13 protein-coding genes are annotated in these 18564 nt (G+C 49.8%); 1 reads left to right on the forward strand and 12 read right to left on the reverse strand.

The window, feature by feature from the left end; genetic code table 11:
• Window positions 1-286: 286 nt before the first annotated feature.
• The 8 genes from Enr17x_RS08805 to Enr17x_RS08840 form a co-directional block, all read right to left on the reverse strand.
• On the reverse strand, window positions 287-1660 hold the full coding sequence (locus tag Enr17x_RS08805; RefSeq protein ID WP_145307890.1) for a sigma-54-dependent transcriptional regulator: 1374 nt from the start codon (window positions 1658-1660) through the stop codon (window positions 287-289).
• The gene (locus Enr17x_RS08810; protein WP_145307892.1) at window positions 1657-3132 is read right to left on the reverse strand and encodes a sensor histidine kinase; all 1476 of its coding nucleotides are present in this window, start codon (window positions 3130-3132) and stop codon (window positions 1657-1659) included. Before Enr17x_RS08810 ends, Enr17x_RS08805 begins: the two co-directional genes overlap by 4 nt.
• A gap of 71 nt (window positions 3133-3203) precedes the next feature.
• Complete coding sequence (locus tag Enr17x_RS08815; RefSeq protein WP_145307894.1) at window positions 3204-6002, reverse strand: BatD family protein; 2799 nt, start codon at window positions 6000-6002, stop codon at window positions 3204-3206.
• Between the two features lie 26 nt (window positions 6003-6028).
• Window positions 6029-8290 carry a VWA domain-containing protein gene (locus Enr17x_RS08820; RefSeq protein ID WP_145307896.1) on the reverse strand — a complete coding sequence of 754 codons (2262 nt, stop codon included), beginning with the start codon at window positions 8288-8290 and terminating at the stop codon, window positions 6029-6031.
• Window positions 8291-8324: 34 nt separating this feature from the next.
• Window positions 8325-9395 (reverse strand): vWA domain-containing protein, encoded by a 1071-nt coding sequence (locus Enr17x_RS08825; protein ID WP_145307898.1) that lies wholly within the window; start codon window positions 9393-9395, stop codon window positions 8325-8327.
• Window positions 9395-10447 carry a hypothetical protein gene (locus tag Enr17x_RS08830; protein ID WP_145307900.1) on the reverse strand — a complete coding sequence of 351 codons (1053 nt, stop codon included), beginning with the start codon at window positions 10445-10447 and terminating at the stop codon, window positions 9395-9397. Before Enr17x_RS08830 ends, Enr17x_RS08825 begins: the two co-directional genes overlap by 1 nt.
• A complete protein-coding gene (locus tag Enr17x_RS08835) occupies window positions 10444-11319 on the reverse strand; it encodes a DUF58 domain-containing protein (RefSeq protein ID WP_145307902.1) in 876 nt (291 codons plus the stop codon). The genes Enr17x_RS08830 and Enr17x_RS08835 overlap by 4 nt, the downstream gene beginning before the upstream one ends.
• Before the next feature lie 99 nt (window positions 11320-11418).
• On the reverse strand, window positions 11419-12447 hold the full coding sequence (locus Enr17x_RS08840; RefSeq protein WP_145307904.1) for an AAA family ATPase: 1029 nt from the start codon (window positions 12445-12447) through the stop codon (window positions 11419-11421).
• 624 nt (window positions 12448-13071) lie between these two features.
• On the opposite strand from Enr17x_RS08840, the gene Enr17x_RS08845 reads away from it, so the two are divergent.
• The gene (locus Enr17x_RS08845; RefSeq protein ID WP_145307906.1) at window positions 13072-14136 is read left to right on the forward strand and encodes a DDE-type integrase/transposase/recombinase; all 1065 of its coding nucleotides are present in this window, start codon (window positions 13072-13074) and stop codon (window positions 14134-14136) included.
• 232 nt (window positions 14137-14368) lie between these two features.
• Here the strand turns inward: Enr17x_RS08845 and Enr17x_RS08850 are convergent, their stop codons facing one another.
• From Enr17x_RS08850 to Enr17x_RS08865, 4 genes are all read right to left on the reverse strand, one after another.
• Window positions 14369-15154 carry a BPL-N domain-containing protein gene (locus Enr17x_RS08850; protein WP_145307908.1) on the reverse strand — a complete coding sequence of 262 codons (786 nt, stop codon included), beginning with the start codon at window positions 15152-15154 and terminating at the stop codon, window positions 14369-14371.
• A gap of 68 nt (window positions 15155-15222) precedes the next feature.
• Window positions 15223-16530 carry a C45 family peptidase gene (locus Enr17x_RS08855; RefSeq protein ID WP_145307910.1) on the reverse strand — a complete coding sequence of 436 codons (1308 nt, stop codon included), beginning with the start codon at window positions 16528-16530 and terminating at the stop codon, window positions 15223-15225.
• Between the two features lie 119 nt (window positions 16531-16649).
• Window positions 16650-17141 carry a DUF4198 domain-containing protein gene (locus tag Enr17x_RS08860; protein WP_145307912.1) on the reverse strand — a complete coding sequence of 164 codons (492 nt, stop codon included), beginning with the start codon at window positions 17139-17141 and terminating at the stop codon, window positions 16650-16652.
• A 178-nt stretch (window positions 17142-17319) separates the two neighbouring features.
• Window positions 17320-18294: a DUF1559 domain-containing protein gene (locus Enr17x_RS08865; RefSeq protein ID WP_145307914.1), complete on the reverse strand. Its 975-nt coding sequence runs from the start codon at window positions 18292-18294 to the stop codon at window positions 17320-17322.
• Between the last annotated feature and the right edge of the window lie 270 nt (window positions 18295-18564).

Consider the following 18564-nt stretch of genomic DNA (forward strand, 5'->3'; position numbering starts at 1 on the left):
CTCCGCATGATGATCATGATCTGCGCGATTCGGTCAAGTCGAAAATTAACAGGACATTAAGAGAGGCAGTGACTGTCTTGAAGTCTGTCTATCGACAAGGTGAAATACTTTGGGGATGTGACTTCTTTTCGGTCAAAATTTGTGACGACTACTGTACTACTGAGAGTGAATCACAACCTGCGACAGTATTAGATGATTGGAGTTCATCACTCCATTTTTTTCTGGGCCGAATTTGATATCGGGACACTTTTGGAACCGACCGGGTCTTAACGAAAGGAGAGTTACCTTATTCGAAATCAGTTTGCTTGAGTTTGCGATAGATGGTTTTTCGGTCGAGGCCGAGGATGCGGGCAGCCTGGGTCTGGTTGCCGCCGGTGGCTTCCAGTACATGGGTGATGTAGCGGCGTTCGAGCTCTTCCAGCGAGACGAGTTCGTCAGGATCAAGGCCATCGATCAGGATTTGATTGCTCTGATAGGTCGTGATCTTTTCAGGCAAGTCGGCGGCGGTAATTTTATCGTGACGTGTTAATGCGACTGCGCGTTCCATCACGTTTCGTAACTCGCGAATGTTACCGGGCCAGTGGTACTTGAGCAACTTCTCTGCCACGCCCTCTGCCAGCTCAGTTACCTGTTTGTTTTCGGCTGTCGAAAACTGTTTCAGAAAGTACTCTGCCAGGCGTAAAATGTCGGTCCCGCGCGAGCGCAGTGGCGGTAAGTGCAATCCGATCACGTTAATGCGGTAGTACAAGTCTTCCCGGAATTTTTCGTCGGCAACCGCCGCTTCAAGATCGCGATTGGTAGCACAGATGACACGCACATCGAACGGTGTTTCCTTGTCTGATCCGACCGGTCGGACTACGCGTTCTTCTAACGTTCGCAACAGTTTGACCTGCATCGACATTGGCATTTCGCCCATTTCATCGAGCAGCAGGGTGCCGTCGTTAGCTTCCAGGAATAAACCGCGGCGTTCACTTCGGGCATCCGTGAATGCGCCTTTGACATGCCCGAACAATTCACTCTCTAACAGGGATTCGGAGAGAGCAGCACAGTTGATTGCTACAAAAGGATTGTTTGCCCGGCGCGAATGTGCATGGATGCATCTCGAGACCAGTTCCTTGCCAGTGCCACTTTCTCCGATGATCAACACACCTGCGTCAGAAGCGGCAATGCGTTCGAGTTGGTCGTACAAAGCCTGCATCGCAGGGCTATTACCGATCATGTCTCCGAAAGAACGGACAGGTTGAGTGGACTCTTTTAACAACCGTACCTGTTCTGTGAGCCGGTGGTGATCGATGGCTCGGCGGACCGTGATCGCCAGGAGATCCATTTCAATCGGCTTGGTGATGAAATCATAAGCTCCCGCCCGCATGGCGGAGACCGCGGTTTCCAGACTCCCAAAGGCCGTCATCAGAACCACAGGTATGTCCGGCCGAAATTCGGTCAGTTGTTGACAGAGCTGTAGTCCCGTCGTCCCCGGCATACGAATGTCGGTCAATACAACATCGTAGTTATTTTGATCGATCGCAGTAATGGCCTGCCTGGCATCGGTGAACCAGTCGACATGCATGCCCCGTAGTCGCAAATCGGTCTCGATGAGTTCGCACATTGACTGCTCATCGTCAATCACCAGAATTCGCGGAATGTCAGAGTTTTCGTTCATTGCAGATCTTTCTGATCGTCTATCGGCAACCACACACGAAATGTCGAACCTTGATTTTTCTCGCTTGCGACATCAATCCACCCGCCATGTTCACGCACAATCCCGTACGCAATCGAAAGCCCCAGGCCAGTTCCTTCGCCCACATCTTTCGTCGTATAGAATGGTTCAAATACATGCTCCGTTTCGGTATCGGTCATACCGATTCCGGTATCGATCACTTCCAGACAGGCAAAGTGTTTATGCTGTGATTCAATAATCGCCGGTGGTTGAATTTGCTCTGAATGCACTTTAATCATAATCTTGCCGCCGTCAGGAATCGATTGGATTGCGTTACTGATGAGGTTGGTGATTACCTGCTGGAGTTGACCGGTATCTCCTACCGTTGTCACTGATAAGTTCTCATCAGCGTTTACGGTTAAATTCACATGCGCTTTCTTTGCCAGTGGTTGCATCAGTTCGCACGTTTGACGAGCAAGTTGGATGAGATTAATCGACGCATGCTCTGTTCCTGTGCGGCGAGCAAAGTCGAGCAGTTGGCGAATGATGGCGGTCATACGCTCGGCTTCTTTTTGAATCGTCTGCGCACTTGAACTGACATCTGCTGCGGAGAGTTGACCGCTGGAAATCAGACCGGCACGCCCTGAAACCACATTCAGTGGTGTGCCCAACTCATGGGCTACACCGGCAGCCAGAGTACCGACTGTTCCCAGCCGATCGATATGACGAAGTTGCTGTTGTGTTTGCAGCCTCGTTTTGGTCTCTGCTTCAATCGTCTCTCGCTGTTGCTGCAAACGACTACTCATCTGACTGATTGCGAATGCAAGTTGACCAAACTCGTCATTAGAAGTGATCGCGGGAGGATGACCGAATTCTCCCTCACCGATCTGTTCGACTTGTTTGATCAACTTTCGTAGCGGACTGGCAATGAGCTTCAGGCCGCCCCAGTAGATCACAAAACCGGAAAGAAGTGTGACTCCGATCAATAACAACGCCGAGGCTTGAAATGAGCGGCGAATATTCGCCTCAGAATTCAGCAGCGGTTTGGCAACTTCGACTGCTCCAGTAACGTCTCCGGGAAGAGTGAGTGGCACATACGTGAACTGCTTTGTTTCTCCGTCTTTGTCTGAAATCGAAATACGCGAAATGCTGCGAGAACGTGTTTCCGTATCTACGGCGCCCGCATCGGGGATCTGTTGAACAGCGTCAGGTTTCTCCGGGTCGATCCAACGCATCGCAGAACCGGAAGTCGTTCGTTTAGTGACTTCAATCGCCTGCTGAATCTGCACCGTACCGCCGTCTCGATAAGCCTGTTCAATTGTAGGTTTCAGGGCATTCACCAGATCGACGGCACTCTCTGCATTTGATTGCTGAGACCACTCACGCTGCTGTCTTACGATTTGCCAGGAGAACAGCGCGACGATCCCCAGGACCCCCACCATGAATATCAGAATCAGTTTGGCTGCCAGTTTCATTCATGTGATTCCTGATGGGAGGCGTTCATGGAATGGGCTGAAAGGTCTACGAATTCTCATTTCTACAAGCATCAAAGCAGTTCGAGTACACGATCGGGAACCCAGCCGATCTGACCTCGCCCGGTTTGGATCTGTGTCCACGATCCTCGGTGGGCCAGGGTTTGTACTCGATGACCTTCAGCGGAATCCAATACGGCGACTTCCGTGAATTGTTCTCCGTCTCCCGCATGTAATTGTAAATGTTGTTCAACAATGACCGCATTTCCCTGCTGAACGGTATTTTCTGCATGTAAGTAAATTGAAACCAGGCTGATCATTAACAGCAATCCGGGCAATGTGGCGCATTTCCATAAAGACAGCTTGTAGCCCATTGTTCGCCAGATCACAAGTCCCCAAAATGCAAATGATGAAAACACAAGTACCATGATAATGACCTGTGAACCAACTGTTTTGACCAGGATCGAATTCGCGTTTTCTAATTTTAGCAGCAGATTCCTGTCGGGACCAGTAACTTCCTGAGGCGTATTTGCAGTTTGGACCATTGCTTGGGCTGCGTTAAGGTTTGCCTGGAACTGCCGATTATCCGGCTCTAATTTCAGTGCACGTTCGTAATTCGCAATCGCGCGACCGAGTTGATCGGATTGCAGGTACGCATTGCCAAGATTAAAGTACAGACTGGCATTCGAGATTCCGGCGTTAACCAGCATCTGATACTGATTCGCAGCTTGTAGGAACAGATCTTTCGCATCGACCACATCTGTTTTGGCAAGAGCAAGTCCTTCGCGATATGACTCATTTGCATCTTTCAAAATCATCTCGCGCTGTTCCTGACTGAGCAAAACTTGTGACGCGGACACTGGTGCTGTCGCAGTGGTTTCGTTCGCCATCACTGTCGTTGACATCGATGCCAACCCCAACAGCAAAACGAAAGATTGAGCAATTTTCGTGCGTTTCGAATTTCTGCCTCGGGTCGCAGGGGAACGACGGATCTGTCGTTTTGACTGTGACTGCATGCGGGTGGTAAGTCGGTTTACCAGCTCTATTGCCGCTGCTCTTTGCTCTTCGATGTCAACCCTGGATCCATACGAATCCTGGCTGTGGCTGAGTTGCTCCATCAATAATTCTGCTTCCGCTGCCAGTTCGTAGAATCCCGCAGCACGCATCGCCCCGATGGTGGGAGCAGACTCGTTTGAACTGTCTGCGGTTCCTGATGACTCTCTCGCAGGAAACAATTTTCGCATGTATCTCAGTAAAGCATCAGCGATTGCAGCTTGATCCCCCGCAGATGAGATCTGATTGAAACAACGATTCCGGGGAGATCGCAGAGATGGCATACGTTCGGCAAACCAACGACGGTATCGGGTTGCCAGGGTAATGACCCAGAGCACCGGAGGCAGAACCACAGACAACCACCACCAGCTCCAGGCAGTTTGTGGTTCTTGAGAAGTGAGTGCGCTCAAGGTATCAATATTGATAAAACTTGGCTCAAGTGCAGCTGTACTTTGCGTTTTGTTCTGTACTTTCGAGTGAGTGCCTTTCGCTCCCACAATGGCGTCCAGTGCCAACGACTCGGCTTTTTCCACGGTGATCGCAATGGGGTCTGAGTGTACGGTTTCAAACTGTTCGGTTTCGGGATTAAAGAAACTGAATGGGATCGCGGGGATCATGGTAATGCCTGCCTGGCGAGGACGAATTGTTGTCGAGAAGACCTTACTGTCATCTTTGACGTAGCCTGCCAGTGGCTGATTCGAGACCTTGAACTGTTTTAACTCCGGCAACTCTGACAAAGGCGGAGCCTGTACCAGTTCCATGGGGCCCGTGCCAATGATACCAAGATTGAGCGTAATCGGATCGCCTGCATTCACATCGACGGGTGATGCCTGGGCAACAATCTGATACTGCCCGACCGCTCCTCGATAATCCAGAGGGCGGCCTTGTGCAGGTACCGGTAACACTTCGGTGGTATCTACGGCGGCCTCTGCAACCACAGGCCTCGAAGCCGTGACTGTTAACCGATTGCTGAAGGGAGATGACATAAAACTTCCACCGAACGGACTGTCTTCAAAGAAACTATCGAACGGATCGCGCGAGCGTCCCAGGGCCGTGGGATAGTTGACAACGATCTGGATATCATCCCCGGAAATTTTGCCAGCTTTCGTGGGGTAGACCTGAGCGTCAATCTCGTACATGTAATAGGCCCGTTCTCCACCTTGATCGTCTTTGCGCAAAACTTCTTTTCCGCTGGGACGTTGACGGTTGTTTGCTATTTCTTCAATGCGTTTCTGAAAAGAACCCCACCTGGTATGATCTGAAATCATATTCCACATATCTCCTTCAGAAAGAGTGAGCTCGTGTTTCTGATCGCGATACGGTTTGATATAAATCTTGAGTGTCATCTCGAGCGGTTGTCCCACAAAGACCTTATCTTTTTTTCCTGCCAGCTCGACATACAACAGATCGCCGGTTTCGCTTTTTGTGGCGACAAACCTGAATGGTTTGGTCTCTACGCTGTTTCCATCGACCTTGAATGTCAGGGCAGGGATCTCGAACGTACCTGCGCGACGCGGCGTGATCAGATAACGCAGAACCACACTCCGACTTTCGGTCCGGCGACCGTTGATGATCGTTACTTGCGAACTTTGCGATGGTGCTCCGGCTGAACGCACTTCGACCCCGTCAATTTGTGGTAAAACGGGCTGTTCGTAATCGCTGGCATTGTTGATCGAGATCTGCATCTGAATCGGCGAGCCGACATAGGCTTCGCGAGAAGAGAGACTCATCGACACATCACCGGCGTACGCAGAACTGCCTGCAATTCCGAGAATGATGACGGCCAGAATGGATTGAAGATAATTGTTTGAATGAAACATGATTCTTCCAGTATCTAAAGTCGAAATTACCAGTTACGGTCAACGTGGATTTGTCGTGATTTTTCGAGTTGCTGTTGTCGGAATCGACGCAGCATGTTGCGGTCGCGTACCGATTGCAGCAACTTCAGCGCTTCTTCCTTATTCATTAAACCAGGTTTCTGATTGGGATCAGCAATAGCGTATCCACTCTTCTCATTCTCTTTCGGTGGCTGAGCCTGATCCGCAGTGAGTTCTCCCGAGGGGAGCGGTTTCTTGTCCTGTTCTGCTTTGTCTTCAGACTCGCCTGGTTCAGGAGTCTGTGGCGACTGTTGTGCCCCTTTGGATTGTTGTGACTGGGGCTGCATTTGCTGATTCTCAGAACCAGGCTTCTCTGATGGGTTTTGTTCTTCACCAGATTGCGGCTCTTGGGGTTTCTCTTGAGACTCTTCCTTTGATCCTTGTTGTTGTTGTTGTTGTTGTTGTTGTTGTTGTTGTTGTTCGGATTCCGATTTCTGTTGCTCGGATTGTTCAGACGGTTTTTGATTCTGCTCTGATCGCTGGTCCTGTTTCTGCTGCTCACCAGACTTCTGTTCTTGGCTTTCGTTTGGCTTCTGTTGGTTTTTCTGCTGATCTTTTTGTTGATCTTTTTGTTGATCTTTTTGTTGATCTTTCTGTTCGTCTTTCTGTTCGTCTTTCTGCTGTTCCTTATTCTGTTGATCTTTTTGCTGTTCCTCCAGATCTTTGATCAACTGAGCGGCGAGCTCGATGTTGGCGCGGGCATCGGTGTTATCCGGGTTACCTCGTAAGGCACCGCGGTAATGCTCAATGGCGGTTTTCAATTGTTCAAGGGCAGCGGGCTTGTCCTTTTCCGCAAGTTGCACGCCAGTCGCGTAATGACAGTTTCCGAGGTTATACCGCGCGCGGGCTGCGATGCTGGTGTCAGCATCCCCTGCGACTGAGGTAAACTTCTCTGCTGCCTGTTCCATATTACCTTGACGGTACAATGTCACAGCTTCGTTATAATTCAATTCTGTCTGGTCGTTAGGAGTGGGTTCAATCTGTTGATATTGCTCGAGCGCCTTGTCGAACTTTCCCTCTCTCACGAGTTGATTCGCCGTGTTAATCTGCGTTGCACTGAGCCGTTCAGCGGGAATGTTTGCCTCAGCGGCGCTGAGTGTGCCTGTCGACATCAACAGCGTGACCAGGACCAAGAGGGCAGCCACCGCACTTTTGGGGACGGCGTTCTTTTCCTTCGTAGCGTTCTTCTTCGCATCCGGAGTCGGCATTGCCGTTGGTGACTTCACTTTACCCCGGGCTGTTGAAATGAGTACTTCCAGTAACAGGAGCAGGAGGGCCGGCAGTGCAAACCACTGAAAACGTGGTATGTAGGAACTGATGGTTGCTGTTTCAAACTCGGTCTGTTCGATGTTCGCCACGTAGTTGTGATAAACCGCAGCCATGTCGACCCGTTTGGTGCCGGCGGGAATGTAAGCGCCGTTGCTGTCGGTAGCGATTTGTCTGAGGATGGTACCGTTCATTTTTGACCAGACCTGCTGACCCTGATATTCAACAAATTGATGACTGCCTTGTTCTGTTTCCGGGATGCGGGCTCCCTGATCCATATCTCCCAGACCCACGGTGAAAATGCGGATGCCCTGTTTTGTGAAGGCCTCTTTGGCGGCTTCCACTGGTTTACTCTCCTGGTCTTCTCCATCTGTAAAAACGACAATGGCTTTGTGGTCGTTCGTTTTATTGATGAATCCGGATGTCGCCGCCCTGATCGCATCGCCGAGTAATGAGCCGCCGCGTCGAACACTCTGAGGCCCGACAGCATCCAGGGTCTGCTTGAAGTCTTCATAGTGGCTGGTTAAAGGTACCGAGTGCCGTGTCGCACCGGCGAAGACAAATAAACCGACGCGGTCTCCGGACATCTCATCGACCATGTCTTTGATCTGTTGTTTCGCTCGATCGAGTCGGCTGGGCGAAACATCTTCCGCAAGCATGCTGCGCGACACATCGAGTAAAAACATCACTTCAATTCCTTTTTGAGGAACTTCGCGTTCGGTCTTTCCCCAACGAATGTCGCACAAAGCAACTGCCAGTAAACACAGGCTGCTGACCATCAGAATCGAAGAGATCCAGTGTTTTTGCGAACGAGGCGATAAGAACAGTTTGTCAGTCATGTTCGCAGAGGCAAATTGTCTCACAGCGCGGTATTTTGCCACAGCGGCATAGCCGGCAAGTAACAGGCTGCCTGCTGCCACAAACAGCAGAACGATATTTGTCGGATTGCCGAATTGAATATCCATAATATTATTTCTCTCTAGAGCGATTTCGCGATGTTCAGTTCAACTCTCGTAACCATGTTTGTTCAAGCACAAACCGTACCAATAACAGCCCGAAGGCGATCAACAACAGCGGGGGCACATAGAGGGAGCCAGCCCGGTATGGTTGCACTGCGAGTTCGCGGTAATCGGTATAGTGTTGGGCTTCCACTTTGGTCTTTTCCAGGGCATCGATCTCTTCGTAAATCTTTTCCAGTGAGTCGGTATCGGTCGCTCGAAAATATTTTCCGTGAGTCAGATCAGCGACTTTCTGAAGTGTTGCTTCGTCGATGTTGACGGGCATCCACTGGACGACTTTCTTACCGCTGAATGGGTCGGTGACCGGTACCGGTGCTTCTCCTTTGGTTCCTACGCCAATGGTGTAAACTTTAATTCCCAGCGTCTCGGCCAGTTCCGCTGCCTGAATTGGTTCGACCACGCCGGCGTTATTTTCGCCGTCCGTGAGTAAGATAATCACTTTGCTTTTCACCTTCTCGTCGCTGCGTGCATCAAGTGCGTTCAGCTTTTCTACGGCCAGCGAAATGGCGTCGCCGATCGCGGTTCCGTCTTCGTTCCGACTGGTGACGATCTGGGTATGATTGAGTTGCGAGACAAGATGGGCGTGGTCCAAAGTCGGCGGCGTGATCCCATCGGCATAGCCTGCGAATGTGATCAGCCCCACGAGATCGTTGAATCGACCATCCAGCTCCTCTTTCCCCTCAACAAAATCCCCGGCTACTTTTTTAATCGCAGTCAGACGATCGACATGTTCGTCATTGATCTTGAAATCCATGGCCTGCATACTGCCGCTGCGGTCAACGACCATTTCGATGGCAATCCCTTCACTGGTCGTGACTTTTTGCTCACGTCCTTCACGTGGTCTGGCCAGTCCCAGAATGATAAATAAGATGGCAGCCAACGTCAGCAGGCGAGGTAACCAGGTGAGTCGTTGCCGGATTGTCGGCGAAAGGTCTTTCACCATTTTCAGCGAACTGAATCGAACCGCTGATTTTCGTTGTGGTGCAAACAAACGCCACGCCAGGAAGGGCAGCGTGAGCAGCAGTAAAAAATACAAGGGAGAGTCAAACATCAGGAAACCTCCGGAATCGCTGTCGCAGGGACTAACGGTTTTGATAACTCAGTTACAATTTGGCGAACCGTTTGAATCGCGGTTTGCAGTTCGTCCACACTCAAATCAAGGCCAGCGAACTTCACTTCATCTGCGAGTGACAAAACATTACTTAATTCGTCGCGAACATGCGTAGCACCGAGGTCTCGATCCGCCAGCATCTGTAACAATTCGTGTGTTGTCTGCTGACTGGCGGGGAGGTCGTACTGCAGGTCCAGAAAGTGTTTCGTCATATCTGTCAGTTCGGTGAGCTGGTGGTGAGTGTCAGCAGGATTCTCTGCCACCCTTTCTGAGAGTGCATCAAGTTGCTTTAATACCCACTTTTCTGGTGTGATCGAACGACTTCGGACAGCCACGATCACAAACGCAATACAGGCCAGTGAGATGACGCCGAGACTGGTAAATCCCCAGATGGTCCAAGCTGAGGTATTCTCAGCAGGTACCTCCACATCGACCACAGACTGAATGTCGCGAAACTGAGAGGGATCTGCGCGTCCTTCGAGAACGCTGGTGACAGTGACCGGTTGTGCCGCAATATTGATGGCTTTTACAGGTTCTGCCTGAACACCTTTTGAATCTGATGACACGATATTCACCGCCAGCGATGGGACTTCCAGGTCGCCGGATTGAATACTTTCCAGCGTCAGTACCCGTTTCCACATCCGTCCGGAATCGACAGGGATTTCAAAAAAATCTTGCGAATCAATGACATCGAATGGACCAAGTCGGTCCGCAACTGCAGGCCAGACCAGTTTCTCCTCCGATGGTGAGATCAACTCGTAGGTCACAGTAAATGGTTCCGCGACGCGAACGCTGGTCGTCGACATGCTGATCGAGACCTCGATCCCCTGTTGTCTGGATGACGTTTTAAATGGTTTTGCCTGTGCAAATCCTGCGAATAGAAAGAGTAATAATCCGGATACGATCATTTTGAGTACCCAGGCTGAATGGCTGTGTGATGAACAGCAACTGTCGTTGGCTGAGCATCCACGCATGATTCGAGGGATGTTCATACTCGGCTCTCCCGTTTATGAAAATATCGTCGTAGAGGTTCCACAATGTCGACACCAGTTTCGATATGAATTGGCTCCAATCGCAGTCGCCGAAACATCGCATCGCGCGCTTCTGATCGCTCTCGATAGATGCGGGCATATGCTTCGCGGTTGCTGCGGCGGGCAGTATCGAGGGTAATGATTTCTCCACTCTCGGCATCTTGAAGTCGTATCAGGCCGACATTCGGCATCCTGGCTTCCCGCTGATCGGAAATGACCACAGGGATAATATCATGTTGTCGGCGGGCAACTTTCAGTGTGGATTCATAGTTCTCGTCCTGGAAATCGCTAATCAGGAAAACGACGGTCTTGCGGTTTGAAATGCGGTTGAGATGTTCCAATGTCTGTCGGATGTCGGTCCCGGATCCCATCGGTTCACAGTACAGCATTTCGCGAATCAGGCGCAGCACATGCCGTGAACCTTTACGAGCCGGGATGCTCTTTTCAATATGGTCCGTAAACAGTGTGAGTCCGACCTTGTCATTATTCTTGATGGCAGACATCGCGAGCGTCGCCCCCAATTCTGTCACAACCTCTCGCTTGGTCTGCTGATTGGTTCCGAAGCTTTGCGACCCGCTTAGATCGATCAGCAACATCACCGACAGTTCGCGCTCTTCGCGAAATAACTTCACATAAGGTTCACCGCTGCGAGCAGTGACATTCCAGTCAATGGTGCGGACATCGTCGCCGATTTGATACGGACGAACTTCTTCGAACTCAATGCCGCGACCTTTAAATGCAGAGTGCCACGTGCCCGCCAGCATTTCATCGACTTTGTGCGAAGTACGTATCTGCACGCGGCGAATTTTCTGAATCACTTCTCGAGGAATCATGATGATATCCATTCTGGGACAGGGCAGGGCGCAGGTCGTCCATTGATGGTACTGACCTGCGCTCGCTGCCGGACAACATGCGCTATTTTGCTGTTCAACCTAGGGAGTGGGGACGTGAGCGAGAATTTCATTGACGATCGATTCACTGGAACGGTCTTCCGCTTCTGCTTCATAGGTGACCATCACGCGATGGCGTAAGACATCAAGTGCGATCTCTTTGACGTCTTCCGGTTTCACATATCCGCGACCCGCCAGGAAGGCATTCGCCTTAGCTGCCAGTGTCAGGTTGATCGTTGCGCGGGGCGAGCCTCCGAACTGGATCAAGCCATCCAGGTTTAACCCATAGGCTTCCGGCTTGCGTGTTACCATGACCAGGTCAACGATGTAATTTTCGACTTTCGAGTCCACATAGATCTCATCAATCAATTTGCGAGCATGCATAATTTCAGCAGGTGAGGTTACCGGTTTGATCTCGACGTTCGTAGCGGTTTTACTCATGCGACGCAGGATCTGCAGCTCTTCATCCCGATTTGGATAGTCGACGACCACCTTCAGCATGAAGCGATCACTTTGCGCTTCCGGCAAGGGGTAGGTCCCTTCCTGTTCGACGGGATTTTGAGTCGCCAGGATCAGAAACGGCTCTTCGAGAGGAAATGTTTCTCCGCCGATGGTAACCTGTCGCTCCTGCATCGCCTCCAGCAATGCACTTTGCACCTTGGCCGGGGCGCGGTTGATTTCATCCGCGAGGATCAGGTTAGAAAAGATCGGGCCTTTCTGAACCACAAATGATTGATCCTGAGGACGGTAGACTTGCGTACCAATGAGGTCGGCTGGCAGTAAATCAGGAGTAAACTGTAAACGTTGAAAGTCGGTATTGATGGCTTTCGCCAGACTTGCCACAGCGGTTGTTTTGGCGAGTCCCGGCACTCCTTCAATCAGGAGATGACCGCGTGTCAATAATCCGATCAACATGCGGTGTACTAACTTTTCCTGCCCTACAAGCACGTGATTGACTTGTCCCACAATCCGCTGAAACGGTTCGCTGTGGGTTTTAATTTCCTCAGTCAAGTGCTTGATCCGCTCCTTAAGCTCGGAATAATTATTGTCAGTGGTTGATGGACTTGTCATATTTAAACTCCTCAGGTCTCGGAAAAGGTAAATGTCGCGGCTTGTCAGTACCTGTTTAAGTGATAGCATTTGACATGCCAAATGTTTGGTTTTTCTGAGCCTCAGGTTTTTCAAGGTTTTAAGAAGGAATTTCAATTCGAGAATACAGTTTTCCTTCCCAATGTCGCGACAATCTACCCCAGTGGGACATTTTGCCCCTATGTAGAGAGGTTGTGATTGACGTCTTCCGATGAAAGGGGGCTGTAACCGCCGATAACCGTACTGCACCCCCCGGTTCCGAAGACCGTAATAGCTTTAACCATGCTTTGCTTTCGCTTCACAAAGGCTTGTATTTCAGGGCAATTTACTTCTACCACGCTTTGACAATACTTTGCTTATGCTTTGATAATGCGTATTAGTGGGGGGATAAGTGGGGGGAATTCTCAAATAGACTGACTAAAGGTTCGAGGTTCGAAGGCTTCTTCAAAGTTCTGATCAGGCAATCTATGGTATTTGAACAGGTCATCTGGAAGTGGTTTCAAATCTCACATTCTCAGGTTGATTTTTTGTTTTCTCTCAGCTGCTCAGCGGGGTAAAACGAATGTGTAACCGCTTCCATTATTACCACATACTGACAATACACCCATGAGCAGAATTTTCCACCCACTACTCGCTTTAATCGCCTCAGCCACCGATAACGAACTGGCCAAGTATGTCGAATATCTAAAACATGAGAATGCGATTCTGCGTTCAAGACTACCGAAGCAAATCCATACGACTTACGAAGAACGACAGATTCTATTGAAATACGGCAAGGTATTGGGACGAGCGATTGAGGAATTAATTTCAATTGTTAGTCCAGCGACATTTGCCCGGTGGGTCCGAGACGGTAAGAATGGCAGACCCAAGCCCAAGAATCCTAAAGGGGGTAAACGGAAGCCGCAAGAACTACGAGAGTTAGTCATTAAAATTGCCATTGAAACCGGTTTCGGTTATACCCGTATCATTGGAGAGCTTCGAAAGTTGGGTATCAAGAAGATTAGCCGACAGACCGTACGAAATATCTTGAAGGAAGAAGGTATTGAACCCGGCCCAGATCGCACTTCCGACTCGTGGAATGAATTTCTCAAGCGGCACGGTGAAACACTTTGGGGTTGTGACTTCTTCTCCGTGAAATCTGTAACGACCAAAGGAGTTCGTGATCTCTACGTTATGGTGTTTCTCTGCCTACAAACACGAGAAGCAATCGTCACTGAATCCACGGAACATCCCAACTCAGCTTGGGTTTGTGAACAAACTCTGAAATTCATAGAGCAGAGCAGGGGGCGAGATATTAAACCATCAATGATTATTCATGACCGGGATGGAAAATACACGAAGGAATTCACTGAGACTTTGAAACAATCAGGCATCAAGCCAAACCCTCTTCCGATAGCATCTCCGAATCTGAATGGACGATGTGAGCGATTCATTGAAACGATCAAGTTGGAATGCCTGGCGAAGTTTATCATTTTCGGCAAACAGCATCTAGATTATCTGATCTGTGAGTTCACTTCGTATTACAACACTTGTCGCTCGCACACAGCGCGGGACCATCTTCCACCGATTCAAAAAATACCAGACGAGATTGAGAAATTGTCACCTGAAGAAGTGTTAGTAATTCCGCACATCGGTGGATTAGTAAAATCGTTTGAGCGGAAAGCGGCTTAAATTGGCCAGGGACGAGATTTCAATTGTTCAATCACACGTTTTGTGGTGCGCGATTGGCTGATATTTTGTGACTGTTGACAGTGAATCACAAAGAGCGACAGTCTTGGATGATTGGAATTCATCACAAAGTGTTTTTCTGTAACGATTTTTATATCCGGACACTTTTTGAACCGAACGCCAAACACTACTTGCCTCTTGACAGAATCCAAGACAGTCGCTGACACTTGGTAGACTATTCGGGAGCCGCGGCCCAGAAAATACCGGAAGCGATCAGCGAGTTCGGGCCGTTGGCTGATTCTGGATGAGGGCTGAAGCAGATCACGCGTCCGGCTCCATATTTGGAGCGGATAATTGCGTGGGTGTCTTTCATGGCACCGACGGGGGCGCCCTTTAACGCGACCTCGGTCCCGTATTTGGCCAGTACCTCATACCCTGGTAAATCGGGTTGATTATCGGGAACCAGCAAGGGGCCTTGCCCGTAATAAACGTCGTACTCTTTTTGATCTCCGCCCAGGACTTCGCTGCCGGCCGGTGAAAGGCAAATGCGAACGGTGCCCTGCCCTCGTGCCCAGTGTGATCGATCCCAAACCTTGGCATTAATCAATCCCAACGACCAGGGATAATGCGAGGATGCAAGGTAAGAACCGGCGCAAATTCCGACATATCCCCCTCCCTTTTTGGTGAACTCTCGAACCGCTTTCAAGCCGGCTGCTTCCAGTTTTTTTGATTGCAGACTACCTGAGCCGCCTGGCATGATTAACACGTCATAGTCCTTTAACACACCATTACGAATTTGTTCCGGACTGACACTTTCACTTTGAAAACCATTGGCAGGAGTCAGAAACCGCATCAGGTTTTTCGGTCCCTTTCCTGCCTTTTTCGAGTGGCTGTAGATGGCCACGCGAACCAAAGGCGAGGCCGTTTGTTCGGCAGGAGAAGAGGAGGTCCATGCCAACTGGCAAACCATGACAGAAACAAGACTCAGGAAACGGAATCGGGAAACTGATAATTGCTGCATGAGGTCGTTCTCTCTGAATATATTGGTTAGGTATGATTTTATAATGATTAATGTGTGGTTCAAGTAAATTAAGGCACAACGATCGTCTTGGTCACAGGCTTGAATTTTGGTGGCTTGGGAGCAGGCATCGAAAGGGCAATCTGTTTCATTTCACGGAGTTCCTTCTGCATTGATTTCATGGCCAGCTCAGCCAGTTCACGATGCAACTCCTTCATTTGAGGTTTGGACAAACCGTCTCGATTCCAGGTCTGCATTGCTTGAGCCGTCTGTTTGAGAATCTGTTTTTCTGTCGGCCAGAGATCGTTCCAGATGGAGGGCAAGTGCGTTGTGATCACGCCGGAAGCATTCTTGTTCAGATTCCATTCACGAAGCAGGATCGCGATTTCCCCAAGCTCTCCTCCATTTTTGTCCGTCAGTGGATCGGCAATTTCTTCTGTCGCCACCCAACAGGGGACGGCAATGGAAAACTTGGGATCGCCAAGAATCGTCCACATGGTTGTCAGCAGAGGGTCTTCTCCCGGTTTGACGCCATGAAATACGGCTGCAGAAACCGTTGTGGTGCGGCTGATGGTTTTGTCTGTGGCGATCACGGCGGGCAATTTCTTTGCGGCGCCGTTGATTGATCCCGGAAACGGGGTGCCGTTGATGCTTGACAGATCCCGGGTCAAATTCTGGACGGCATAGTCGATGGTGATCCCCTTCGATTCTTGCGATATCAGTCGCGAGCACGCCTGGCAATATCGGTCGGATGAATAGATCTTGCGAATCGTTTTGAAGTCTGGGTTTGCCGGCAGCTGATTCGCCGTCATTGAAAAGTTGGAACGCACGATGTATCCGTGCGGGGCGACTTTGGGATCGTTCGCGTCATAGAAGGCGTACTCTTTCGGACCCGTTTCGAAGAGAGCCGCTCCCCCTGCGGCGTCTATGACACCGAAATTCGCGACGGTCGTTCGCCCTGAAGCGTTCGTTTTATCGAGTAATGCCTGGAAGTCAGCGACAGTGGCGCACGTTTCCAATGCCCGTTTCATCAAGCCGCCATTTCCCGGTCCTTTACTTTTTTCCGAGTCCTGCAAATCGCGGCTTAGCGAATTTTCGATGCAAAAACCAGCTTCGTTTACGCCCATCCAGACCGTTTTATAATTATTGGCATTCACAACGGCGACCGCTTTATATTTTCCCTTCTGCATAAAGACGACTTCATTATGTCGTCCTGATTTGGTGTCTCGATTCTTCCAGAGAATCGGTCGCCCATCCGCGGTCGCACGACCACTGATCACAGCAGTCGTGCAGGCGTTCAAGTGAGAATTGGCGCTCATTAAAACAACCACAATCCATAAAGCCGGAATCATCACCAGGCAGTATTTTCTGTCAAACATATTTCAGTCTTATCCTGTTTTATAAACTCGTGTAGTCATCAACCCGTTTTGTTACCGGACTGATATATTAAAACGATTTACCAAGCCCACAAGAAATGTCTGAGCAGGCGGCGATTTGATTATTGCTCTCCCTCATTGGTCTTTAACAGATCAGCTTGATCCGGTTTACTTTTCAGATCGAACACATACTCATTCAGGGCACCTTGATCATTACTGACCGTCACCCGTTCGACTCCATTATCATCGTATGCCAGCGGAATGACTAGCGAAGGAGCGGTTTGCTTGGATCTTCGCACGCGAACCAGATAATCGCCCGCTGGCGCCCCCTCGCCATACTCAGGCGTTTCCAGTTGGTAAGCGCCATCCTTGTCCGTCATACCAAACGCGCGGGCGCCGACCGGGGAATCAAACTCCACACGGATATTTTCTACCGGCTTTCCATCCAGTAGCACTTTGCCGGTGACCGCGACAAGATCGTAGGTTGGTTGTTCCTGACCACAGCCGACGAGCATCATCAGTACTACAATGCCCGCGTAGATGGTCTTCGTCAATAAACTCGAACAGAGAGAACACGAAAGGGAGACTCTCTGATTCCAAAATGATCTATTCATAGAAGTCGGTTTCTCTGTTGCAAAAGAGTATCAGTCGAACTTAAGTCGGCTCAACGCGAAACATACCTCGTATCTACCGACTGGGCCGAGAAATCGCAGAGACGAGCGGCTTTTATTTGCCGCTAGCCTCTCATGCGAAATTCTGTTGCTCAAGATTAAGGCATCGAACTTGGTAGACTCAGTACTCACCGACGACTTCGCCATCATCTCGAGCGGCGAGACGGTTGATGGTCGCATTGTTCAGGTTTTCACTGAGAAAATGCACGCTTCCGTCTCCCATCAAAAAATGAGCGCCCCCCGTGTGGTGTGAGCCGAAGGCATTGGAGTTTGTCCCATTAATTCGATAGCTGGTGCTTGGAGTACCAGACCCTGTCAGGCCACGGAATGTTTGGATTACTGCCACATTGCTCCGCGATCCTTCCGGATCAACTCCTGCCCAGACAGATCCCCGATAATCGATTTTCGTACCGCTGGAATTAACTGTTCCGTTCAGGCCGTAGGGTACTTCGCCAATAAGTAAAGTATTGGCGGTTCCATCGGTCATGTCCCGAAATTTGACACTGCTATTGGGCGAGAAAGCGCCGTTCCCACCACTAATACAACTACCCGCATATAATGAGCAATTATCGCCCGAGTAGTTGTACTGGGTATTCAGGTCTCCGAAAATTGCTTTGTAGCTTGAGATGGAATGTCCTTCATCTGCCGGATCAGACTTCAATTTTTCATTGATCGTGCCGCCAGGCATGCTCGGACATCGGAACGTATCGATTTTAGGTTGAGTGATTGCAATAATTGCCGGGTCGCCTGTCAAATCCTGTTCATCGATCCTTAACTGATTATAGCGACCCGCTTGTTCCAGTTGAGGAAGAATCATGGTTCCCCAACCCCATCCGGGGCCTGCGAACGTCGAGATGGAGTAATCGCGCCGTAAATAACCAGGGGGGAAAACGGAGTGAATCTCGTGATAGTTGTGCAACGCAATGCCAAGCTGTTTCATATTGTTTTTACACGAAGACCTGCGCGCTGCTTCCCGAGCTTGCTGTACGGCTGGCAAGAGTAACGCGATCAAGATCGCAATAATGGCAATCACGACTAATAATTCAATGAGCGTAAATGCTTGTCTCTGTTTGCGGGATGAATTTTGTTGGGTCATTATGGAATTCCAAAAATATAAATTGGCCGGGCAGGAATTGTAAGCGCTGTTCACTGCAAAAAAAATTCAAATAGACTCTATGCCTGTCGGATCAATATTTCGCATTCGTGCAAAACCACTGACCGATTTTGCAAAGACATTTGTTTGTTCGTGCATCACTCGAACCCATGCGAGGTTTTTCGTTTGATTGATTAAAGCTGTGGGTGTAACGGATCTTTTTCGTGCAGGATTCCGTACAAGAGATTTTCTGAATCGGTCTGCCAGATTCAG

It is taken from the genome of Gimesia fumaroli (assembly GCF_007754425.1).
GTDB classification, from domain to species: Bacteria; Planctomycetota; Planctomycetia; order Planctomycetales; family Planctomycetaceae; genus Gimesia; species Gimesia fumaroli.